The 22,464-nt window shown below is 60.2% G+C and carries 20 protein-coding genes; 11 read left to right on the forward strand and 9 right to left on the reverse strand.

Features of this window, described 5'->3' with window-relative positions:
- Positions 1 to 34: 34 nt before the first annotated feature.
- From AC1DY9_RS15395 to AC1DY9_RS15415, 5 genes are all read left to right on the forward strand, one after another.
- Positions 35 to 1,213 carry an efflux RND transporter periplasmic adaptor subunit gene (locus AC1DY9_RS15395; RefSeq protein ID WP_457282431.1) on the forward strand — a complete coding sequence of 393 codons (1,179 nt, stop codon included), beginning with the start codon at positions 35 to 37 and terminating at the stop codon, positions 1,211 to 1,213.
- 11 nt (positions 1,214 to 1,224) lie between these two features.
- Complete coding sequence (locus AC1DY9_RS15400) at positions 1,225 to 4,347, forward strand: efflux RND transporter permease subunit (protein WP_477666963.1); 3,123 nt, start codon at positions 1,225 to 1,227, stop codon at positions 4,345 to 4,347.
- Positions 4,348 to 4,503: 156 nt separating this feature from the next.
- Positions 4,504 to 5,550 (forward strand): SDR family oxidoreductase, encoded by a 1,047-nt coding sequence (locus AC1DY9_RS15405; protein WP_457282433.1) that lies wholly within the window; start codon positions 4,504 to 4,506, stop codon positions 5,548 to 5,550.
- Positions 5,551 to 5,664: 114 nt separating this feature from the next.
- Positions 5,665 to 5,904 carry an acyl carrier protein gene (locus AC1DY9_RS15410; RefSeq protein WP_457282434.1) on the forward strand — a complete coding sequence of 80 codons (240 nt, stop codon included), beginning with the start codon at positions 5,665 to 5,667 and terminating at the stop codon, positions 5,902 to 5,904.
- 26 nt (positions 5,905 to 5,930) lie between these two features.
- Positions 5,931 to 7,163 carry a beta-ketoacyl-[acyl-carrier-protein] synthase family protein gene (locus AC1DY9_RS15415; RefSeq protein WP_457282435.1) on the forward strand — a complete coding sequence of 411 codons (1,233 nt, stop codon included), beginning with the start codon at positions 5,931 to 5,933 and terminating at the stop codon, positions 7,161 to 7,163.
- A gap of 66 nt (positions 7,164 to 7,229) precedes the next feature.
- Here AC1DY9_RS15415 and rfaE2 read toward each other — a convergent pair whose 3' ends face one another.
- The gene (rfaE2, locus tag AC1DY9_RS15420; protein ID WP_457282436.1) at positions 7,230 to 7,736 is read right to left on the reverse strand and encodes a D-glycero-beta-D-manno-heptose 1-phosphate adenylyltransferase; all 507 of its coding nucleotides are present in this window, start codon (positions 7,734 to 7,736) and stop codon (positions 7,230 to 7,232) included.
- A 77-nt stretch (positions 7,737 to 7,813) separates the two neighbouring features.
- Positions 7,814 to 8,683, reverse strand: coding sequence for a ferritin family protein (locus tag AC1DY9_RS15425; protein WP_457282437.1), 870 nt, complete (start codon positions 8,681 to 8,683; stop codon positions 7,814 to 7,816).
- Positions 8,684 to 9,098: 415 nt separating this feature from the next.
- Between AC1DY9_RS15425 and AC1DY9_RS15430 the strand changes: the two genes are divergently transcribed.
- On the forward strand, positions 9,099 to 9,683 hold the full coding sequence (locus AC1DY9_RS15430; RefSeq protein WP_477666977.1) for a glutathione peroxidase: 585 nt from the start codon (positions 9,099 to 9,101) through the stop codon (positions 9,681 to 9,683).
- 640 nt (positions 9,684 to 10,323) lie between these two features.
- On the opposite strand, the gene AC1DY9_RS15435 is transcribed toward AC1DY9_RS15430, so the two are convergent.
- The gene (locus tag AC1DY9_RS15435; protein ID WP_457282438.1) at positions 10,324 to 10,941 is read right to left on the reverse strand and encodes a glutathione S-transferase family protein; all 618 of its coding nucleotides are present in this window, start codon (positions 10,939 to 10,941) and stop codon (positions 10,324 to 10,326) included.
- Positions 10,942 to 11,117: 176 nt separating this feature from the next.
- On the opposite strand from AC1DY9_RS15435, the gene purB reads away from it, so the two are divergent.
- Positions 11,118 to 12,509 (forward strand): adenylosuccinate lyase, encoded by a 1,392-nt coding sequence (purB, locus tag AC1DY9_RS15440; protein WP_457282439.1) that lies wholly within the window; start codon positions 11,118 to 11,120, stop codon positions 12,507 to 12,509.
- A gap of 294 nt (positions 12,510 to 12,803) precedes the next feature.
- Here the strand turns inward: purB and AC1DY9_RS15445 are convergent, their stop codons facing one another.
- Both AC1DY9_RS15445 and AC1DY9_RS15450 read right to left on the reverse strand, forming a co-directional pair.
- Positions 12,804 to 13,109, reverse strand: a complete 306-nt coding sequence (locus tag AC1DY9_RS15445; RefSeq protein WP_457282440.1) for a DUF2007 domain-containing protein — start codon at positions 13,107 to 13,109, stop codon at positions 12,804 to 12,806.
- Between the two features lie 77 nt (positions 13,110 to 13,186).
- A complete protein-coding gene (locus AC1DY9_RS15450; RefSeq protein WP_477666964.1) occupies positions 13,187 to 13,654 on the reverse strand; it encodes a DUF3717 domain-containing protein in 468 nt (155 codons plus the stop codon).
- 515 nt (positions 13,655 to 14,169) lie between these two features.
- Here AC1DY9_RS15450 and AC1DY9_RS15455 point away from each other — a divergent pair.
- From AC1DY9_RS15455 to AC1DY9_RS15465, 3 genes are all read left to right on the forward strand, one after another.
- On the forward strand, positions 14,170 to 14,898 hold the full coding sequence (locus tag AC1DY9_RS15455; protein ID WP_457282442.1) for a TerC family protein: 729 nt from the start codon (positions 14,170 to 14,172) through the stop codon (positions 14,896 to 14,898).
- A 79-nt stretch (positions 14,899 to 14,977) separates the two neighbouring features.
- Positions 14,978 to 15,427, forward strand: a complete 450-nt coding sequence (locus AC1DY9_RS15460) for a hypothetical protein (RefSeq protein WP_457282443.1) — start codon at positions 14,978 to 14,980, stop codon at positions 15,425 to 15,427.
- A 164-nt stretch (positions 15,428 to 15,591) separates the two neighbouring features.
- Positions 15,592 to 15,945, forward strand: a complete 354-nt coding sequence (locus AC1DY9_RS15465) for a phage holin family protein (RefSeq protein ID WP_457282444.1) — start codon at positions 15,592 to 15,594, stop codon at positions 15,943 to 15,945.
- On the opposite strand, the gene AC1DY9_RS15470 is transcribed toward AC1DY9_RS15465, so the two are convergent.
- Complete coding sequence (locus AC1DY9_RS15470; protein WP_477666965.1) at positions 15,901 to 17,505, reverse strand: M48 family metalloprotease; 1,605 nt, start codon at positions 17,503 to 17,505, stop codon at positions 15,901 to 15,903. The two genes, AC1DY9_RS15465 and AC1DY9_RS15470, sit on opposite strands and share 45 nt — an antisense overlap.
- Positions 17,506 to 17,518: 13 nt before the next feature.
- Entirely contained in the window at positions 17,519 to 18,298 is a 780-nt protein-coding gene (tfpZ, locus tag AC1DY9_RS15475; RefSeq protein ID WP_457282445.1) for a TfpX/TfpZ family type IV pilin accessory protein, read from the reverse strand.
- Between the two features lie 6 nt (positions 18,299 to 18,304).
- Here tfpZ and moaC point away from each other — a divergent pair, with 6 nt between their 5' ends.
- Entirely contained in the window at positions 18,305 to 18,829 is a 525-nt protein-coding gene (gene moaC / locus AC1DY9_RS15480) for a cyclic pyranopterin monophosphate synthase MoaC (RefSeq protein WP_477666966.1), read from the forward strand.
- 8 nt (positions 18,830 to 18,837) lie between these two features.
- On the opposite strand, the gene AC1DY9_RS15485 is transcribed toward moaC, so the two are convergent.
- Together AC1DY9_RS15485 and AC1DY9_RS15490 are read right to left on the reverse strand one after the other, a co-directional pair.
- Entirely contained in the window at positions 18,838 to 20,460 is a 1,623-nt protein-coding gene (locus AC1DY9_RS15485) for a PglL family O-oligosaccharyltransferase (protein WP_477666967.1), read from the reverse strand.
- A 119-nt stretch (positions 20,461 to 20,579) separates the two neighbouring features.
- Positions 20,580 to 22,313: a PglL family O-oligosaccharyltransferase gene (locus AC1DY9_RS15490; RefSeq protein ID WP_457282447.1), complete on the reverse strand. Its 1,734-nt coding sequence runs from the start codon at positions 22,311 to 22,313 to the stop codon at positions 20,580 to 20,582.
- Between the last annotated feature and the right edge of the window lie 151 nt (positions 22,314 to 22,464).

The following is a 22,464-nucleotide window of genomic DNA, read 5'->3' on the forward strand; positions in this document are numbered from 1 at the left end:
CCTGCCACACCTATTGACAGATCCTTTGAACACCATGCCAAACTTCAAACTAAAACCCGTCGCTCTCGCTGTGATCGCCGGTGCCGTGCTCGTTGCCGGGGCCGCAGCTTTTTTTCTTCTGAAGGCCAACGCAAAAGAAGACAAGGCAGTCACCGCAAAGCCGGCACTGACTGTCGCCACCGCGCTGCCGTCTCAAGTGACCTTGCCGGTGAAACTCAGCGCCAACGGCAATATCACCGCCTGGCAGGAGGCCGTGATCGGCTCCGAATCGAACGGCTTGCGGCTGGTGCAGGTGCAGGCCAATGTGGGCGACCAGGTCAAGGCCGGGCAAGTGCTGGCGGTGTTCTCGGGCGACAGCGTGCAGGCGGACACGGCCCAAGCCAGAGCCAGCCTGATCGAGGCCCAGGCCAACGCGGCCGATGCGGCGGACAACGCCGCGCGTGCGCGCACGCTGGCGAGTTCGGGCGCTTTAAGCGAGCAGCAGATCAACCAGTACAACACCGCCGAGCAAACCGCCAAGGCACGTGTCGAGGCAGCCAGGGCACTCCTTGAGGTGCAGCAGGTACGCGGTAAAAACACGCAGGTGCTGGCGCCCGACAACGGCGTGATCTCCGCACGCACCGCAACGGTAGGCTCGGTGGTGCCGGCAGGCACCGAGCTGTTCCGCCTGATCCGGGGCGGCCGCCTCGAATGGCGCGCGGAAGTCACCTCGGCTGAGCTGGGCAGGATCAAGGCCGGCACGGTTGCCAGCGTGGTGGCGGCCAGCGGCGCCGAACTCAAGGGCCGGGTGCGCATGATCGCTCCGAGCGTGGACCCGCAGACCCGCGCGGCGCTGGTCTATGTGGACCTTCCGGTTTCGGCCGGCATGGCCTCTCCGGCCAAGGCCGGCATGTTTGCCCGCGGCGAATTCGATCTGGGCAGCACCTCCGCGCTGACCATCCCGCAACCTGCGCTGGTCGTGCGCGACGGGTTCAACTACGTCTTTCGCCTCAACCCGGACAACCGCATCAGCCAGCTCAAGGTGCAGACCGGCCGGCTTGCGGGCGACCGGGTCGAAATTACCTCCGGCCTCACCGCCGATACCAGGGTGATCGTCAGCGGGGCGGGCTTCCTCAATGACGGCGACCTGGTCCGGGTCAGCGACGCCACCCCTGGAATTACGGTAAATCCAGCCGTAGCGCCCGCCAGTCGTGCGCAAGCAGCTATCAAATAAGGAGCGACTCGATGAACGTCTCCTCCTGGTCAATCAAGAACCCGATACCCGCCGTCATGCTGTTTGTGCTGCTGACATTCGCCGGCATGCTGTCGTTCAAGGCGATGAAGGTGCAGAACTTTCCCGACATCGACCTGCCGACCGTGACGGTTGCGGCATCGCTGCCGGGCGCCGCCCCCGCCCAGCTCGAGACGGAAGTGGCCCGCAAGCTTGAAAATTCCATTGCCACCGTGCAGGGCCTCAAGCACATCTACACCAAGGTGCAGGACGGCGGCGTGACCGTGACCGCCGAATTCCGGCTTGAAAAGCCGGTACAGGAAGCCGTGGACGATGTGCGCGCGGCCGTGTCGAAAGTGCGCAGCGAATTGCCCGGCGACGTGCGCGATCCGGTGGTCAGCAAGATGGACCTGGCCAGCCAGCCGGTGCTGGCTTTCACCATCCGCTCACCGCGCATGGACGAGGAGGCGCTGTCGTGGTTTGTCGACAACGACATCTCGCGCAAGCTGCTGGCGGTGCGCGGCGTCGGTGCGGTGAACCGCGTGGGCGGCGTCTCACGCGAAGTCCGCATCGCGCTGGATCCCTCCAAGCTGCAGGCCTTGGGCGCGACAGCTTCCGACATTTCCCGCCAGTTGCGGCAGGTGCAAACCGAAAGCGCAGGTGGGCGCGCCGACCTGGGCGGCAGCGAACAACCCATGCGCACGCTGGCGACGGTCAAGTCCGCGCAGGAGCTGGCCCAGCTTGAGCTGGCGCTCAGCGACGGACGGCGTATCCGCCTCAGCGAGGTCGCCACCGTGAGCGACACGACCGCCGAACCGCGCGCCGCCGCGCTGCTCGACGGCAAGCCTGTCGTTGGCTTTGAGGTGTCCCGCAGCCGGGGCGAAAGCGAAGTGGCGGTCGGCGCGGCCGTGCAGGCGGCGCTGGCCGAACTGAAGCAGCAGTACCCTGAAGTGGAAGTCCACGAAGCCTTCAATTTCGTCACGCCAGTGCAGGAGGAATATGACGGCTCCATGCACCTGCTGTACGAAGGCGGCATTCTGGCGGTGCTGGTGGTGTGGCTGTTCCTGCGGGACTGGCGCGCCACCTTTGTGTCAGCCGTTGCGTTGCCGCTGTCGGTGATCCCGGCTTTCATCGGCATGCACCTGCTCGGCTTTTCGATCAACGTCATCACCCTGCTCGCGCTGTCGCTGGTGATCGGTATCCTGGTCGACGATGCCATTGTGGAGGTCGAAAACATCGTGCGGCACCTGCGCATGGGCAAGTCGCCGTACGAAGCCGCCATGGAGGCGGCCGACGAAATCGGCCTGGCCGTGGTGGCCACCACGTTCACGCTGATCGCCGTGTTCCTGCCCACCGCCTTCATGAGCGGCGTAGCGGGAAAATTCTTCAAGCAGTTCGGCTGGACGGCCTCGCTGGCGGTGTTTGCTTCGCTGGTGGTGGCGCGCGTACTGACTCCCATGATGGCGGCCTACATCCTCAAGCCCGTGGTCGGCGCTCATTCCGACCCGAAGTGGATGAACACCTATATGCGCGCAGCGGCCTGGTGCATGAAGCACCGCGTGGCGACCATGGCGGCGGCCACGGTATTTTTCTTCGGTTCGGTCATGCTGATCCCGTTGCTGCCGACCGGCTTCATCCCGCCCGATGACAATTCGCAAACCCAGGTCTACCTTGAGCTTCCCCCGGGCGCTTCGCTGGCGCAGACCAAAGCCTCGGCTGAGCATGCACGCCTGCTGATCAGCAAGGTCGAGCACGTCAAGAGCGTCTACACCACCATCGGCGGCGGATCAGCTGGTACAGACCCGTTTGCCATGCAGGGCGCGGCAGAAACCCGCAAAGCCACGCTCACCGTACTGCTGGACGAGCGCAGCGAACGGCCGCGCAAGCAGGGCATTGAAAGCAAGATGCGGACGGCGCTGGAAACCCTTCCGGGCGTACGCAGCAAGGTGGGGCTGGGCGGCTCAGGAGAGGCGTACATCCTCATGCTGACCGCCGAAGACTCCAATGCCCTGCAAACTGCGGCGCTCGCGATTGAAAAAGACCTGCGAACCATTCCCGGCCTGGGCAATATCTCGTCCAGCGCCAGCCTGGTGCGCCCCGAGATTGCCATCAAGCCGGATTTCGCCCGGGCAGCAGACCTGGGTGTCACCAGTTCAGCCATGGGTGAAACCCTGCGCATCGCCACGGTAGGCGACTACGAAGAGTCGCTTCCCAAGCTCAACCTTTCGCAGCGACAGGTGCCTATCGTCGTCAAGCTGGACGAAGCAGCACGCAAGGACCTCAGCGTGCTGGAGCGCCTCGCGGTTCCAAGCGTCAAGCCGGGTGTCGGGCCCGTCATGCTGGGTCAGGTGGCGAGCCTGGAAATCACAGCCGGCCCGGCCGTGATTGACCGCTACGACCGTTCCCGAAATGTCAAGTTCGAGATCGAGCTGTCGGGCCGGGCGCTGGGGGACATCACCGAAGCCGTGAAACTGCTGCCGTCCGTCAAGAACCTGCCGGCCGGCGTCAAGGTGGTGGAGGTCGGCGATGCCGAGGTCATGGGCGAGCTGTTTGCCAGCTTCGGCCTGGCCATGCTGACAGGCGTGCTCTGCATTTACATCGTGCTGGTGCTGCTGTTCAAGGATTTCCTGCACCCGGTGACCATTCTTGCCGCTCTACCCCTTTCCCTGGGCGGCGCCTTTGTCGGCCTGCTGATCGCGCAGAAGAGTTTTTCCATGCCCTCGCTGATCGGGCTGATCATGCTGATGGGGATCGCGACCAAGAATTCCATCCTGCTGGTGGAATACGCCATCGTCGCGCGGCGCGACCACAACCTGTCGCGCTGGGACGCCCTGCTGGACGCCTGCCACAAGCGGGCGCGGCCCATCATCATGACCACGCTGGCCATGGGGGCGGGCATGATGCCGATTGCCCTGGGCTTCGGCGCGGCCGACTCCAGCTTTCGCTCACCGATGTCGATCGCGGTGATCGGCGGCCTGATCACCTCCACCGTGCTCAGCCTGCTGGTGGTGCCTGCCGTGTTTACCTATATCGACGACCTGGAGCGGCTGATCAAGCGCATGGCGGCAAGATTGCGCGGCCACGGCAGTGAAAAGCCTGAAAACGGCCGGCCCGCCGCTGAATCAGGTGCCCCATAAGCTGCAAAGTAATGCACATACAGCCGCGTACCGCTTTGTAAAAGGCGGATCAGACGTGTAATTTTGCTGATTTGGACAGGTCCGTCCGAGTGAATTAGGGCTGACCGTCCAATACCCCTCGCTTATACTTGCAGGTTCAGCTTTACATTTCTTAACATGTCAAAACGCGTACTGCTTTCGGGCGCAACAGGCCTGATTGGCGGCGAATTAATGCTTCTTTTGGCTGCGCGCGGCGTTTACAGCACTGCTGTGGTGCGCGCTGCCGATTCGAACCAGGCCCGTGACCGTCTGCTGGATCGCCTGAAAAAGAGCATCCTCTGGAAGCCCGAATTTGCCGACATGGTGTCTGCCGAGGCCGGCGATGTGGTCGAGCCCGGTTTTGGCCTCAGCGCGGCAGTTCTCCAATCGGCCGATGTCATCCTGCATTCGGCGGCCAGTACCTCGTTCAAGCCCGGTGCCGGGGTTTATCCCATCAATCTCAGGGCCGCCGAGCATTTTTCCGGCATCCTGAAAGACCTGCGGCCCTCACAACGCGGTTTTTTTGTCGGGACGGCGGCAGTGACCACCGAGCCGCGCGGCGTCATTACCGAAGACATGCCGTTTGCCGGCTATGCCAACGACTACATCCGCTCCAAACGCGATGCCGAAACACTGCTGCGCGGCAAAGGCCATCCTTTTGTAAGTTTGCGCCCGGGCATTGTGCTGTCGCGCGGGATTGACGACGCCAAACTGGCCCGCAACATGTTGTGGTCCATCCCGGTCATGGCCGAACTCGGTGATGTGCCGCTGGATTCCCTGGGCAAACTCGATTTCGCGCCGGTGGATTTCATCGCGGGCGCCTTTGCCGAAATGCTGCTCAAGGACGAGCTCCGGCACGATTGCTACCACGTGTCCACGGGCGAAGACTCCATGACCTTCGCAGCGCTGGCCGAAGAATTGAAAGCCAGCATGCCCGGCATCGGCAAGATGGTGATGCGCGGCAGGGATTTCGTGCCCACGCCGAAGTTTGCCCGCCAACGCTGGATGTTTGAAGCATTGCAGCCGTATTTGCCTTTCCTTACGGCAGATGCGGTGTTCAGCAATGCGCGCCTGCGGGCGGAAATTGGCGCGGCAGCTGTCGCGCCTGCGCCCATTAGTTATCTGGGTGAATTGTTGGGGACCTTCAGCCTGTCGGACGCCGTCAGGCAGATGTACACGCCCTGAGGTACGAAAACAACGCGGCTGCTTTTGTAAAATGCCCCTACAGGCCCGAAGAGGCCGGCCGTCATATCGATGGTGGGACAATGGCGGTTCGCATTACATATTTACTGGTTCGTGATGAATTCTGATTTGATTAATCTTTTTGCCGAGACATTTGGCATCAGCGAAGAAAAACTGCTGCCGGATGCCACGCTGGAGAGCCTGGGTCTTGACTCCCTCGCCGTCATCGAATTTCTGTTCCAGATTGAAGACCAGTTTGGCATCCAGATTCCGGACCAGGCCAGCCCGCCGCGCACCCTCGCCGAAATGGTCCAGCTGATTGAGCCCCTGCTGCCATCAGGCAAGCCTGCCGCCTGAGCCCTGCCGGGCCCGCCAGACCGCCCATGCGTCGCGTAGCCATCACGGGTCTTGGCGTTGTTTCCGCCGTTGGAACCGGCACTCCCGCATTCTTCGGGTCCCTGCTTTCCGCCCGCTCCGGCATCCGGGGCATTGACATTGGCTTTCCCACCGGCAGCGAAAGCGTGCTGGCCGGCGCCGTCCAGTTCGACCCGGACCAGCATTTCCCTCGCGCCCGTCTCCTGACCATGGACCGGGTCAGCCAGCTCGCAGTGGTGGCTGGCCGCGAAGCCATGGCGCAGGCTGGATGGGGCCCTGAGGGCGGCTTCGCACCCGAGCGTTTCGGCGTCTCGCTGGGCACAGGCAGCGGCGGCGCAGGATCGACGGATGTGGCTTACACGGCATTGCTGGAGCAAAAAGTGGCGCGGCTGCGCCCCATGACGGTCGTGCTGGCCATGCACAACGCCATTGCCGCCCATGTGTCCATGGAGTTCGGGTTGAAGGGCCCCAGCAGCACAGTTTCCAATGCCTGCGCATCGTCGGCCACCTCCATTGGCGAAGCTTTCCGGCAGATCCGCCACGGTTATGCCGACGCCATGCTGGCCGGAGGTTCCGAGGCATTGCTGAACCGCGGCACCATCAAGGCCTGGCAAGCCATGCACACGCTGGCCAAGCCCCATGCCGAAGGCGCCGAAACCTCGTGCCGTCCATTTTCGGTTGACCGCTCCGGTCTGGTGCTGGCCGAAGGCGCCGCCATGCTGGTCCTGGAAGAATGGGAAAGCGCCAAACGGCGCGGCGCCAATATCCTGGCCGAACTTTGCGGCTACGCATCCACCACCGACGCCCATCACCTGACGCAGCCCGACGCCCAGGGGCAATCACTCGCCATGACGCTGGCGCTGAAAGACGCGGGACTGCAGGCCGCCGACATCGGTTACCTCAATGCCCACGGAACCGCCACCGATGTCGGTGATGTCATCGAAACCAGCGCCATCAAGCTGGCCTTCAAGGACCTGGCCGGGCGCCTGCCCATCAGCTCCAGCAAAGGGGTGCACGGCCACGCCATGGGCGCTGCGGGCGCCATGGAATTCATTGCGAGTGTGATGGCACTGCGCGCGGGGCAGCTGCCGCCAACAGCATTCCTGGTGAACCCCGATCCGCGTTGTGACCTGGACTACATACCGCTGGAAGCGCGCGATGCGAACGGCCTGCGCGCGGTGATGTCCAACTCGTTTGCCTTTGGCGGCTCCAACGCCGTGCTGGTGGCGAAGTCCGCCTGAGGGCGATCATCACCCTCCGAAGAAGAGCCGGCCGGGCTCTCCCAGATACCGGCTGATATCAGCGGATCAGCGCGTGGCGCGGATTTTTTTCACCAGGGCCGTCGTCGAATAGCCATCCACAAACGGGATCGCCCGGGCACTGCCGCCATACGCCTTGACCACCGCGGTCTCTGCCAGTTTGTCCATGTCGTAGTCTCCGCCCTTCACCAGCAGATCCGGCTGGAGCTCACGGATCAGTTCAAGCGGCGTGTCTTCGTCAAACCAGGTGACCAGGCTCACCGACTCCAGCGCAGCCATCATGGCGGCGCGGTCGTGTTCGTTGTTGAGCGGCCGGTCAGGGCCCTTGCCCAGCCGCCGCGCCGAGGCATCGGTGTTCAGCGCCACCACCAGGCTTGCGCCCAGCGCGCGTGCGTCGGCCAGGTAGGTGACATGCCCGCGGTGCAAGACATCAAACACCCCATTGGTAAAGACAACGGGATGCGGCATTGAAGCAAGCCGCTGCCGCGCTTCTTCGCGGGGGACTATTTTTTGCAGGAAGTGGGTAGAGGAGGGGGTAGGGGGCTCGCTGGGCATCCCGCCACTTTAACGGAAGGCCTGGACCACCACCCGGCTTCTGCCGCCCGAGGCACCCGGCCAGCGGACGTCGTGCATCAGGCGCCGGCAGGTGCCGGCTTGGCGGCGATGGACTCCGCCAGTTCCTTGGCGACTTCCTTGCGGTAGCGGTTCAGTTCCTGCACGGTCTTGAAGCTCTGGTTCAACAGCAGGCTCAGGTTGTGCAGGATGCGTTCGACCACCTTGCCCTCCCACACCGCGTCAAACTTGATCTGCGTGTCGAGCCAGTGCTCCAGCCACTCGGGGTTGGGCAGGCGGCTCTGGATGGTGTCGCGCGGAAAGAGGCTTTTGTTCACATGCAGGTTGGTCGGGTGCAGCGCCTGGGCGGTACGCCGTGCGCTGGCCATCAGCACGCCCACCTTGGTGAAGGCGGACTTGGCTTCATTGCCGAAGTTGTTGATGGCGCGCTTCATGTAGCGCAGGTAAGCGCCACCATGGCGGGCTTCGTCCTGGCTCAGCTGGGTATAGATCTGCTTGATGACGGGTTCGGTATGCCATTCGCTGGCGCGGCGGTACCAGTGGTTCAGGCGGATCTCGCCGCAGAAATGCAGCATCAGCGTTTCCAGCGCGGGTGCGGGTTCGAACTCGAAACGCACTTCGTGCAATTCTTTTTCCGTGGGAGCGAGGTCCGGGCGGAAGCGCTTGAGGTATTCCATCAACACCAGCGAGTGTTTTTGCTCTTCAAAGAACCAGATGGACATGAAGGCCGAGAAATCGCTGTCGTCCTTGTTGTCGCGCAGGAACATTTCCGTGGCGGGCAGCGCAGACCATTCCGTGATGGCATTCATCTTGATGGTCTGGGCCTGCTCGTCGGTCAGCTTGGACGCGTCAAAACTTGCCCATGGAATGTCCTTGTCCATGTCCCAGCGGACGGATTCAAGTTGTTTGAACAGTTCGGGATAAAGCATGAGAACTCCTTCGCAAGGGATATGCAGATATATCTGCCTCGGATGTCCTGCGGGAGCATCCTGGGTACTTGTAACGATTTTAGGCGGCTAATGTGACAACGGGCGACTTATGCGCTATTTACCGGCAAATCAGGGTAATTCGGACCCCATTCCGGCGTGTTGGACCACACAAGTGCTCTTTTTCGGACTGCATTGTGCCAAATAAAGCCATGCAGACCCCGGATAGTCCGGGGCTGAATTCCCGCTGAATCCATTCACCGCGATACGGGCGTATCGTCAGGGCATGTTGTGAAACATGTATGACAGCGCCAAATAAACCTGAATCGGCCCGATCACCAGCCCGCGAGTTTAGCCAATGACTGCCACTGCCTCTTTTTGCGCCCCTCGTCAGGCGGCCCAGTTCCTTTTGCTGATCATGCTGGCTGCCCCTGCGCTGCTGGCCTCCCGCGGCGCGCTGGCAGCGCCACCGGCACCTGCCGTAGCGCCCGCCGGCTCCGCACCGGCAACCTGCCCCGCGCTGCTGCAGCAGACGTTTTTTCGGCTGCAGGATGAAAAGCCCCAGACGCTTTGCCAATACAGTGGAAAAGTGGTGGTCGTGGTCAACACCGCCAGCTTTTGCGGCTTTACCCCGCAGTACCAGGGGCTTGAAGCGCTCTATGCCAAATACAAGGACCAGGGCCTGGTGGTGCTGGGTTTTCCGTCCAATGATTTTTCGCAGGAAACGGGCAGCAACAAGGAGATCGCGGACTTCTGCGAAAACACCTTCGGCGTGAAGTTCCCCATGTTCACCAAGACCAGCGTGACCGGGAAGGACGCCAACCCCCTGTTCCAGAAGCTGGCGGCCACAACAGGCACCACACCGCGCTGGAATTTTTACAAATACGTCATTGCACGCGATGGTGTCGGCGTCACCAGCTTCAACTCCATGGCTGACCCGGCCGGCGGCGCGCTGGTCAAAGAAATCGAAAAACAGCTGGCCATCAAGCCCGCGGCCCGTTAACAAAAATTTACCTGAGGGATCTTTTATTTGCGGGAACTACCCCGCACTTGTGCTCTCATACTTCTGCAAGCGCGATTTGCCTTCACCGGTAGCGCTGGCAAGAGAACAGTTTCATTGTTGCGAAGCCTTCTGAGCCGTCCAGGTTCAGCTGCAATCCCGGGGCGCTCCTCCTCCTCCCTCCCTCCCTCGTTCGCGCCGGGGCGCTTCGCAGCATTTTTATATTCCGGCCCCCTTGCCGGGCCAGGGCCAACGCATGCGTTGCGCCCGCCTGAAGTTCACCGCCGATGGCCTGGTGGACTTTCACCGTGATGAGCGTGAAACCCGTGAAGCCCCCGCAAGAGCTATTATTTTGATAGCTGCTTGCGCTTGTTCTGATTGGGTCAGGAGCCATTTTGATGCCTGAAATCAGGCTGTCTCGACCTCAAAACACCTGAAAAGGACCGCCCAAAGAGGCGTTGAAAGAGGCCTTGAGCCTGTTTTTGAACTGCTTTCAAACGCCAATAGTAGCCAGAGCCCAATAAAGATGGGCGCAAGCAGCTATTAAATACATAGCAATATCCGGCGGCGTCTGGAGTTTGTATGCGATTTGGTGATTTGGCGTCAGCGAGAAATGTTGTCGCCTCCACCATTCAGCACCGCATCAGCCCGGCGGAATGCTTTCCGCAAAGCTGGGCCGTTGCATCAGCTTGTCCTGCAGCTTGGTCAGGTTCGGATACATCTCACGCCAGTTGATTTGCGCAAACCGCAGGTCGAGGTAGCCGAGCGCGCAGCCGACCGCGACGTCGGACAGGCTGAAGTGAATGCCGCTGCAGAACGACTTGTCGCCCAGGCCGGTGCTCATGGCCTTGAGGGTGGCTTCGATCTTGCCCATCTGGCGGTCGATCCAGGCGTCGCTGCGTTGCTTGACGCTGCGGCCGGCCCAGGTGGCTTCGAGGCGCGCCAGGATGGCGGCGTCGATCAGGCCGTCGGCCAGGGCTTCCCAGGTTTTGACTTCAGCGCGCTCGCGGCCCTGGCTGGGGATGAGCTTGCCGACAGGTGACAGGGTGTCGAGGTATTCGACGATCACGCGGGAATCAAATACGGCTTCGCCGCCTTCCATGACCAGGCAGGGCACCTTGCCGAGCGGGTTGGAGGCCTGGATGGTGGTGTTGGCTGCCCAGACATCTTCCAGGACAAACTGGTAGTCGAGCTTTTTCTCGGCCATCACTATGCGCACTTTGCGCACATAGGGGCTGGTAGCGGATCCGATGAGTTTCATGATGGTGTGAGATCGTGGTCCGGGGGAAGAGCATTCTATCGAGTAAGCCGGCAGCCGGGCTGACGGGGGTGTAACGCGCCGGGCAAGAAGATTCGCAAATATGCACATCTTTTCGGGCTCGCGGCAGCGGCTCCCGGCACGGCTGGCGCGGCAGGCACCCGGCCTACAATTGGGCCATGAGCTCTTCCCCCCCCTTTTCCACGATCAACGCCCTGTCCCCGCTGGACGGCCGCTATGCGAACAAACTGAACCAGTTACGTCCCCTGATGTCCGAACAGGGCTATATGCACCGCCGCGTTCAGGTCGAAGTGGCGTGGTTCATCGCGCTTTCCGATGCCAAATTCGCCGAATTCAAGCCGCTGAGCCCGGGCGCCCGCACTTATTTGCTGGGTCTGGTCAAAAACTTCTCGGAGGCCGATGCGTCGGCCATCAAGGAAATCGAAAAAACCACCAACCATGACGTGAAAGCCGTCGAGTACTGGATCAAGTCGAAATTCGAAGCCCGGCCGGAGCTGCAGGGCGCCAGCGAATTTGTGCACTTTGCCTGCACCAGCGAAGACATCAACAACACCAGCCACGCGCTGCAGCTTAAAAGCAGCCGCGACCTGGTGGTGTTGCCGGCGCTGGACAAGGTCATTGCGCAGCTGCGCGAAATGGCCCACATCTATGCCGAAGAACCCATGCTGAGCCGCACGCACGGCCAGACGGCCAGCCCGACCACGGTCGGCAAGGAAATCGCCAACGTGGTGGTGCGCCTGGCCAATGCGCGTGACAAGATCGCCGGCATCAAGCTGATGGCCAAGATGAACGGCGCGGTGGGCAACTACAACGCGCATCTCTCGGCCTGGCCCGACTTCGACTGGGAGGCCTTCAGCCGCAACGTGATCGAAACGCCGGAACCACTGGGCCTGGGCCTGACCTTCCAGCCCTACAGCATCCAGATCGAGCCGCACGACTACATGGCCGAGCTGTTTGACGCGGTAGCCCGCACCAACACCATCCTGATCGACCTGGCCCGCGACATCTGGGGCTACGTGAGCGTGGGCTACTTCAAGCAGCGCCTGAAAGACGGCGAGATCGGTTCCTCGACCATGCCGCACAAGGTCAACCCGATTGACTTCGAAAACGCCGAGGGCAACCTGGGCCTGGCCAACGCGTTGCTGCGCCACCTGAGCGAAAAGCTGCCGATTTCCCGCTGGCAGCGCGACCTGACCGACTCGACCGTGCTGCGCAACATGGGCGTGGCGCTGGGCTACGCCGTGCTGGCCTACAACTCAATGGGTGTGGGGCTGAACAAGCTCGAACTCAACCGCGAAGCGCTGGGCGACGACCTGAACGCCTCCTGGGAAGTGCTGGCCGAACCGATCCAGACGGTGATGCGCCGTTACGGCGTGCAGGGCGCTTACGAGAAGTTGAAGGAAGTCACGCGCGGCAAAACCGTGAAGGCCGAAGACCTGCACGCGTTGATCCGTTCGCTGGAAATTCCTGCAGCGGAGAAGGAACGCCTGCTGAAGATGACGCCCGGCAGCTATGTCGGCATGGCTGCCGAACTGGCCAAGAGGGTCTAACCCCCGTCCAGGCTCACTGCGTGTAGCCTGTTCCCCCCTTGCAAGGGGGCGGCGCCTGCGGTCTGGCAAAGCCAGTCCCGCGGCACCACTGGTTGTGCCCACAGAACTCTTCGAGCAAGCAGGGGCCGCGGAACCGGCTTTGCCGGGCCGCAGGCACCGTCCCCTGCAAGGGGAAAAGGGCTACACGCAGTGAGCCCGATAGGGGTGTGCCCATTGTTCGGCTTTGCCGGGCCACAGGCGGGCGGCCCCCTCCGGGGGCAGCGACCCACACGAAGTGGGGGAGCGTGGGGGTGCTTACCCCACCGTGGGGGCTAATCCACAATTCCAGCACTGCTCAAAGCCACCTTCAACGACTTCACCGCAGACGCACAGCCAGCGCCGCTGCGGCATATTTTGCAGGTGGTCGAGCAACTCGCGCGCGCGGGGTTCTTCTTCGTGGTGGGTGAGCCAGACTTCGGGCTGGCATTGGTCGGGTGGAAGCTCCCCGGCGACGCTGCCCAAAAAATAGCGCTGCACGCTGGCGGCAATACCGGCCTGCTGCAACACGTCGACCCACAGCGCGGCGATGGCGATATTAGGGGCGCGCGTCAGTCGGAGCATGCCGTCAGTGTAGCGGGATCACTATCAAATTCATAGCTGCTTGCGCTTGCTGTGTATGGGCCAGGAGCCAAAAAGGCTTATTTTTTTGGCGCGACTGCCGGCGCCTCCGCGGTGGCATCTTTCTGTGCGTCCTTGTCCTTGTTTTCAAGGGCGCGGTCAGCGTAGCGGCCAAACCGCCAGGCAGTTGCTTCCTGCGTGATGCGCCGCCAGGTACCGCGTTTCTCGGCGGGCGTCATCTCGGGCCAGTGCTGTACTTCGTCAAACGTGCGGCCGCAACCCTTGCACAGGGCATCTCCCTGGCTGGTTGAACAAATGGCAATGCAGGGCGTGTCGGCGGTTGTGTCATACCAGGTCCGCCACGCCGCCAGTGCCTTGGGCGGAAAGCTTTTTTCGTCGGCCTCGTCCTCATGGTAAAAAACCAGGAGCGCGTAGACCTCGGCGAGCGCACGCAACTCGGGCGCCAGCGTCACCCCGTCGGGCGAAGGTTTTTTGTCACGCCAGTAATTGATGGCGGCTTCAATATCGGTGATGTGGATGCCGGGCATGGAACGGTGGGTCTAAGGGGCTGCCGCTGAGCGGATGGAGCGAGCGCAAGGAGGCGAAGAAAGGCGAGGAAGCAAAGAGGCAGCGCCGGGCCGTTCATTATCGGCCAGACGGGCGGGCCAGCCGCCTATGGGGGAAATTGGGGCATGTCCCCGCATCGCGCCGCTGCGCGGCAAAGACCGGGTTGCAAAAAATCTTTTTTTATTGTCAAATACCCAGACGAAGGGGAGTAACTCCCTCGTTTTGCTGCAATATACGAAAACAGACACCACAGCAAAATCGCTAACAACAAGTCGTCATTACGAAGTTGACACTTCCGGCTTGTTGGGCATGCAGCGACACTGCATGTCGAGCCAGACCTTCGATTGAAACCTGAACAGGTTTGATCGAGGTATCTGCGGCGTCCATTGGCGCCGACCCCAGCCACCCATCACACCCGTTCCGGTTTCACGAAGCCGGGAATCCGTCGTGCGCCGTCGCGCGGATTTCCAAGTCGAAACTTGACATGGAGTGTGACGTGGAACTATTTACTACCCCCTGGTGGTCCGCCCTGCTGGCGATCATCCTCATTGACCTGGTGCTCGCCGGCGACAACGCCATCGTGATCGCACTGGCCGCGCGCAACCTGCCATCCCACCTGCAGAAAAAAGCCATCGTCTGGGGTACGGTCGGCGCCATTGTGGTCCGCTCTGCCATGACGGTTGGCGTAGTGTGGCTGCTGAAAATTCCCGGCCTGATGCTGGTGGGCGGCCTGGGGCTGCTGTGGATTGCCTACAAGCTGCTGGCCGACCAGGGCGACAAGGAGCACGACGGCCCGGTTGCCCACACCTTCTGGGGCGCCATGAAAACCATCGTGGTGGCCGACGCCCTGATGGGCATCGACAACGTGCTGGGCGTGGCCGGTGCTGCGCACGGCTCGTTTGACCTGGTGGTCATCGGCCTGCTGGTCAGCATCCCGATCGTGGTGTTTGGCAGCACCATGGTGCTCAAGCTGGTGGAGCGTTTCCCCATCATCATCAATATCGGCGCCGCCGTTCTGGCCTTTACCGCCGCGAAGATGATTGTGAGCGAGCAGCTGCTCGACCCGATCTACGGCGGCCCGGGCACCATGCCTTCGGCTGAAACCCTGCACCTTGCAGCGCAGTGGGCAACCTACGCCCTTGCGGTGGCGGGCGTGCTGGGCGCAGGGTGGTGGGCCACACGACGCTCACGGTCCGCGCAGGATGCCGACCTGATTCCACATTGAAACCAGCAACCCGTGGGGGGCGTATGCCCCTCTTTCAGCCAGCAAGCTTCTAAAACGACGACAACTCAAGGAGAACTTTATGGACAACATCATTGTGTACATTGACGATGCCGCATATGCCCTGCAGATGCTGCAACCCATGCTGCCGGCCGGCGAGGCCCACAGCCCTACTCGCTGGATCGTGGTCGGCTGCGCACCCCGCGTGACGCACCGCGTCAGCAAATGGGTAACACACAGTGCGCGGGAAAGCTGGCGCGGCAAGTGGGCCGAAAAGGTGTTCGCACAGTTGACGCCTCTTCTTCAAAAAGAAGGCAACACCGTGTTGACCCAGCTGGCGCAGGCCACCCTGATCACCCAGACCGAGGGCCTCATCAAGCAGTATGGCGTTGCACGCGTGCTGGATGCCCGGCGGCCGAAATTCGGCCAGGACATGCAACCGGTCACGGCAACGCAGGCCCAGGAAAGCCACGGCATCCTGGGTTATGCCACGGCACTGGCAGGTGCCGGGCTGCTGGTCGCAAGCGACTGACGGCTTTCACTTCGTGCTGAAGTCGGGAGGGCCACCTCCCCGGCTTGATCCGCTGAATCGGGTTGCACACGGACACAAAAGACCGTGTACAACCCCGGGCACGCGGCTTCTGCTTGCCAGAGGGATGGGGGCCGAATCGGGCAGGCCGGTGGTATTCTTTGCCCATGAAACTTATCCTCAAATGGCTTTTAAGCGCAGCGGCCTTGCTGGCCGTTGCCTATCTCTACCCCGGGGTCGTGGTGACCAGCTTCACCGGCGCGCTGATTGCCGCGGCGGTGCTCGGTGCGCTCAACATGGTGGTGCGCCCGATCCTGGTTCTGCTGACGCTGCCCGTCACGCTGGTGACGCTGGGCTTGTTCCTGTTTGTCATCAACGCGCTGATGTTCTGGGCCGCGGCCAGCCTGATCAGCAGTCTGAACGTCACGGGTTTTGCCGCAGCGCTGATAGGCTCACTGATTTATTCGGTGCTGCAGCTAGCGATCGACTTTGTCCTGGAGCGCCTGCTCTTTAACAAGTAGTTCGGTCTGACGGGTTCGTGTGTCGATGATCGAACCCTCCACGTAATCTGCGTTGCCGGGGTTGCTGCGCATCAAGCCCTGCGCCGCCTTGAAGCGGTCCAGCGCCGCCGGGTAGTCCAGCTGGGCGGCGCGGCTTTCCGCATCAGCGCGAATCGCCTGAACCTGCTTGTTTTGCTTGCCGTACGCGACCGCAAGCAGCTGCCAGGCCATCGCGTCCTTGGGATGCAGCGTCACCCAGCTTTGTAGCCGGCCCGAAACGTCCTGCGCACGGTTCGCGGCCATCAACGACTGGGACTGCAGCAGTACCTCAGCGCGAGATGTCGCCCTGGAAATGTCGGCAGATGCCGCTGTCGGGGGAACCAAGCCGGCCATCAAGTCAATTTCAACGGCCAGCAGATCCACCGCATTGGCGGCATGCGGCGCACCCACAGCAAGCGGTTTCAACCGTTCCAGCAAGCTTTTCGCCGTGGTGAAATCGCGCAGCCGGGCCGCCGCAAAAGCGCCACCATACACAACTCCAGCATCACGCACATTGTCGGCCGTGGGAAGCGGTTGCAGTGCGGCAACAGGGCCTGTCTGGCGCTGGGCCTCCGCCACCATGGAGCGCAGAACATCAACCCCCGGGGCTGCCAGGATACGCGCCCGCGATGCCATCATGGCGTGTAACACGCGGGCTCTGCCGGCCTCGGTTTCTTTTTCGCGCGAGGGTTTTGCCGCGTCCGTTGAAGACAGTTGCACGCGCGCCCGCGCTTCGGCAATTCGCTCGGTCGTCAACGGATGGGATCTCAAATAGGGAAAGGAGCCGTTGTCGTTCAGGCGCGAGGCCTGCTGCAGCTTTTCGAACATGGCCGAAACACCGCGGCTTTCAAAACCCGCATCGGTCATGACCCCGAAACCCACGCGGTCGGCCTCCCGCTCCATGTCCCTGGAAAAGTTGAGCTGGTTCTGCATCGCGACCGCCTGCCCGCCGACCACGGCGGCGCTGCCGGCATTGCTGCTCTTCCCGGCAGCCAGCACGCCAAGAATCATGGCGGCAATCATCCAGGGGGTCTGGCGCGACTGTTGCGTCAGCATGCGCGCAATGTGCCGCTGGGTCACATGGCTGAGTTCATGGCCCATCACTGCGGCCACCTCATCGGAACTGCTCACCGCGGCCAGCAGGCCCAGGTGTACGCCAAAGTAGCCCCCGGGCAATGCAAAGGCATTGATGCTGCGGTCCCGGATCAGAAAAACCTGCCAGGCAAAACGCTCTTCAAGTTCGGCATTGAGCTCGCCCCGGGTCCTTGCGGCGGCTACCAGCGGCAACCAGATACTCTGGAGGTAATCGCCGAGCACCGGATCATCAATGTAGTCAGGGTCGCGGTAGATGCTGACGGCGATGCGGTCTCCAATACGGCGCTCTGCTGCCGCTGCGAGGTCGGAAGTTTCACCCAGCGATGGCAATGAACCCGTTGAGCCTCCGGTCGTACCGACGGGCGCCTGAGCCAGCGAGGAACCGCCCAAAGCCATGAAAACAATGCAGGCCAGAGCAAGGCGGTTCAGGGCCGGACGCGGCTTCACGGACACAGTTCGCCTAGAAGGAGTCAATGGGTACAAATGCAATTACCTCTGCGGTTTTGGTATCGATGAGGACAGTCCAAAAAGTCTTGCGCCCGATCATTGGAATATAGCCAATATCGCTAATCTTGCGACCCGATGCCAACGCTGATGCCAATGCGTTATCGATACCAACAATGTCCGCAGGAAAACGGGTTTTGAGTTCTGCAAGAGGCTTGGCCTGTCTCAGGATCTGGGGCTTGGCCATTTCATAGTTTTGCCATAGATCGGGACGAGCACCCAGAGGCGCGCCGTCCAGCGCCGCCATGGTTGCGTCGAAACTTTCCTTGGCGTCCTTGAACTCCCGCACTGACAACAGTGTCGGCCCGGTCAACGGCAGTTGCCGCAGCCCTTCAGGCGCAAGAGAAAGAAGCCCCGGGTCAACTTCAATGGCATGAACCACCCGAAAACGGTCGAATTCAAAAACCAGATGCACAGGACGGGCCACTGCAACCGTCCAGAGACCGTAAGCAAGCGCGGCCAACTGCAACAGCCCGATCACACACAAATCCAGACACAACTCCTTACGCGGCTTGGCGGTGTTGAACACGGCAAGGGTCATCAGCGGGCCCATGATCACATCCACCACAATGACCAACAGGAAGAGCTCGCGCCCCCCGGATATCTCGCGATAGGGATAGGGATACCAAATGATAAAAACCAGCAAAGCCGCGCACAAGGCTATTGCCAGGCTAACACCTAGATGAATACCGGAAGCCTTAAGCCGGCTCCTCCAAAACTTTGGATTTTTGAACATGGTCTTATGATGATGGATACATGTAAAGGTTCTTGCCGCAAGATGTCCGACCCAACACTCACTCATTTTGACGCTCAGGGCCAGGCCCATATGGTGGATGTATCCGGCAAAACTGCCACGCACCGTGTGGCCATCGCGCAGGGCCGTATAGTAATGAATTCAGCGACGCTGTCCATCATCCTTGCCGGTAGCGCAAAAAAAGGGGATGTGCTGGGCATTGCTCGCGTCGCCGGGATCATGGCGGCCAAAAGAACCAGCGACCTGATACCGCTATGTCATCCTTTGGCTCTGACACGGGTAACCATCAAATTCACCCCGGATGAGAAAGTCTCCTGCATCGCCTGTTCCGCAACAGTAGAGACCGTTGGTCCAACGGGCGTCGAAATGGAAGCACTGACTGCGGTGCAAATTTCTCTCTTGACGATCTATGACATGTGCAAGGCCGTAGATCGAAGCATGACCATCACCGACGTGCATGTGCTTGAGAAACACGGCGGTAAATCAGGCAGTTTCGTCCACGAGCCCTTGTAGTACCGTCCTCATCTGGCGGCCGCCGCTCCCGTCGGTGGCGCCTGCCCCGGTACAAATTTGCTGTTTTGCCGCGTCCATTGTGCGTATTCCGTCGGGAAAGCGGCCTTGTAACGCGCCAGATGCTCGACAGCTACATCATCAGAGCCGAGCATCACTGCACTTTCAATGAGCTTTTCGATAACTCGTGGCTCCGGCGAATAATGCAGCAATGCGCTTGCGGTATTAAATGTCCATTGGGCGTTTGCCGGAGTCAGAGGCGTGAGAGATATCTGGGCAAAGCGCACTTGATCGGCGAATAGCCACGAGCCCTCAATTTTGGCAAGCGTGTCGCTGCGATAGACGGTAGATCGTTCGTCCACGGGAAGATAGATCTGGCTGACGCGGCGATAGTCCCACGCAGCATAGACAACGGCTATTGCCAGAGCACCTCCCAGCAAAGGCATGCCTATGACCGATACACGGCGGGCTAATACAGGTTTTGGCAGATTCGCCGCCATCGGGGCCGCATTCTCCCGCCTCCAGAGCATTGCGATGCAAAGACAGAAAGCCATCTGAAATGGGCCATACCATAGCGGATATTCGAGCATGCTGTGGAGCAGAATCACTAGAAGCACGGTCCATGCGAGCTGGCGTGTCGGATTAGTTTCGCGCCATGGTGCACGGCGGATTGTCCAATACGCAAAGGCACCGCAAACGAATAGCGACGCGGGAAGCCCTAGCTCAACAGCCAGTTGCAGAGGTAAGTTGTGCGCGTTGTCGAGTATTTGACAGAACCGGGGACCGTTGTAAAGGGTGATGTAATGCGCGTAATCCAGTTCACCCCATCCCCAGCCAAACCACGGTTTTTGGGCAATCAGATTCAACACGTTCGACCAGAGCGTCCAGCGGCTAACGCAGAGTTCATCGCCGGCCAGAAATCGGGCTGCCGCCCCGTACAACAAGGGATCCAGCCCGGCCATCCATGGGAGGAAGAGTATGCCCAACACGTACACAGCCACTGATACCCATAGCAGCCGGCGAACGCGGGGTAGTCGCATCGCCCCCCAGTACCACCACAATCCAGCTACGAAAAATAGCTGAACCATTCCCGTGCGGGAGGAAGAAGCGGCATTTCCCAACGCAAGTACTCCCGCAGCCGAGACAAGTGCAAGTAACCGCCAGCTGTAGGCCTTCACAGCGGGGCCACGGGGCCCCGTATCCTTCGTCACCCACCAAATCACGGCAGCCAGGGAAATATTGCTAAGGGTGGCAAATTGATTGCGCTGGCGCAAGTTTGCGAAGGCCTCACCCAGTCCGGCATTGGCCACCCAGGGGGCGAGGGCATCGGCATGCCCGGAGTATTGCAACAAGGCAAAGATGCTGCTGATCGTCCCCGCCAGAAGCCATGCCAGGGAAACCGGGGCTGTCCAGTACCCGCAAAACGGAGCCTCGCTCGTCGCCTTATCCTTATATATATTCGGCAAGAAGGAGTGAAGAAACATCAGGCCAGCACCAGCGGCGAGACTCATCAGCAACGGAACAACATTGGGGGAGGGCCCTCCCGCGATTGGATTAAGCCAGGGCAACGTGATGAGTAAGGTAACGAGCCCCTTCCATGTGCCAGCAAGAAGCTTCCCTTTTCCTGTCACCATCACCTGTCGCAATCCATCACAGGCGATTTAGCTCTATAGCACGCGTTCACTTGCACTGGATAGGTCAGCTTCTCTGGCATATCTCGTTGTTTTTTTAACTGGTACAGCTGATGGTAAATTCATTTTTCCGGGGGCATCGCAGGAAACTGGATATCCGAAAGTTGTGGCCATTTACTTTTGGATAGCTCCGTCCACGACATTCTTGCCTCAGAACATGTTGCAACCGGATGCAGGCTGCAAAGAAGTTGCAGCGCACGTTTTGCTTCCACTTTATCTCCATTCAAACCCGCAGCCGTAGCATAGCGAAACAATGCGGAGGAATATGCATATCGCCTTGATACTTCTCGCATCCAGTTCAACTGCTCTGCTGTCATACCGGGGCTAGCCTGGGTTCGCGTAAAGCGGAGTAATTCCTCCAGTTGGTTTAACAATAGCGCCCGTGCCGGCGGGGATACATTGTTCCCAATGCGCGCTTCCTCATAGCGCATGTTTTGCCAGTCCTCTTCAAATGCCGGATATTCCCTTAAAACAAGAATAAAGAGGACCGCCGTCGCGATAACGATAGAAATCAATGCCGGACGTACTATCCGCTTGGCAGCCCACGGGCGCCAATCACGCAGGACCCAACCGGAGTTAGCATTCAAAACTCCCATCCAAAAGCCGACAGGAAACAGAAAGTAAGCGTAGTTCAAGGGCAATTCAACCATGGCGTGACTGAACACAAAACCCACACCGAGCAAAAGACACCAAGACAAGGCGTCATGAACTTTGCGATATTGCAAAAAAAACCAGCCCGAGAGCAACAGCACAACAGCGAGCCCTATAGGTAGTCCATTCCACAATATCAAGTCAAGAAAAAGATTGTGAGAGCTCTCAAAAAAGGTGTGTGTTGGCGGATAGGCCAATGCGGTAGCTTGTTGCGCCGCAGGTATCTGCCCCCAACCATACCCCTGCCATGGCGCCAGAGAAATTGCTTTCAGCATGGACTCCCAGTAAATGGTTCTTACGCCGGGGTTAAGCCGATCCACCGCACTGGTCACTCCATCGCCTAGCAGTAGCCATTCGTTAATCGAAGACCACATCAAAGAGATAACCAGGTAAAACGAAGCGACCGCAGCAATGCCCTCCCACTTGACGCGCAATTGACATCGTCGTCGTAGCGTTATGAACAGAAGCAGAAACCAGCACCACGCCAATAACACGGAGCGAGAGCCAGTCATGACAAGCCCAAATGCCAGCAGGAAAGCAGCTATCAGACCTATAGATGGGCGAATTTTCCCGGCTTCGAATAGAAACAGAAGCCCTGTAAGGCTGAGGAGCAGGAGCGTTGCGAAATGGTTAGGTTGCGCCAAATTCGCGTAAACACGGGCATTCGGGGGGAGTTCGATCAAAAAGAGTCCCAGCAACCGAAGGTCCAGCCACTGGTGAAATGCAATTCCCATGGAAACAATTCCAGCCAGCAGAATGGCGACCCACAACGCCGTAATGCGGGTGAGGTCGATTAAATCTTTATCGCTCGACCTTGCGTAGCGAAAACCCGTCAAAACGACCAGCCCGAACCCAGACAGGTAGAGGAACGCCATCAGGGCATCACTCCGATAAACAATCAGCCCCGTACCCAATTGAAAAAATGGAACTACTGCCAGGGCCCAAGCGGCCACCGCCAGTATTGGCACATTCACTGTTCTGTAAAAGGCCACCCACATAACCAGAGGCAAAAAAGCCACCGCCATCGCCGATTCCTGATGCGCAGAGAGCCAGGGAGAGTAATGATTCGGCAACAGATACGCAAGGAATGCCAACACAGACAACCATGCAAATAGCCTGACTCGCACTGAAGTTTCAGAAATCAACTGTCGGACTCCATCGGACAACTTTTGCCCAAATAAAAGCGGCGCGTCAAAGACGCGCCGCTTGTTAACCCATGAATTGCTGCGTTACGCAGCAATCAGGTTTTAGCCCCGGCAAGAACCTGGGAGGTATTTCGTAGGCATTGCGGTACCC

The organism is Polaromonas sp. P1_F6 (assembly GCF_056405695.1).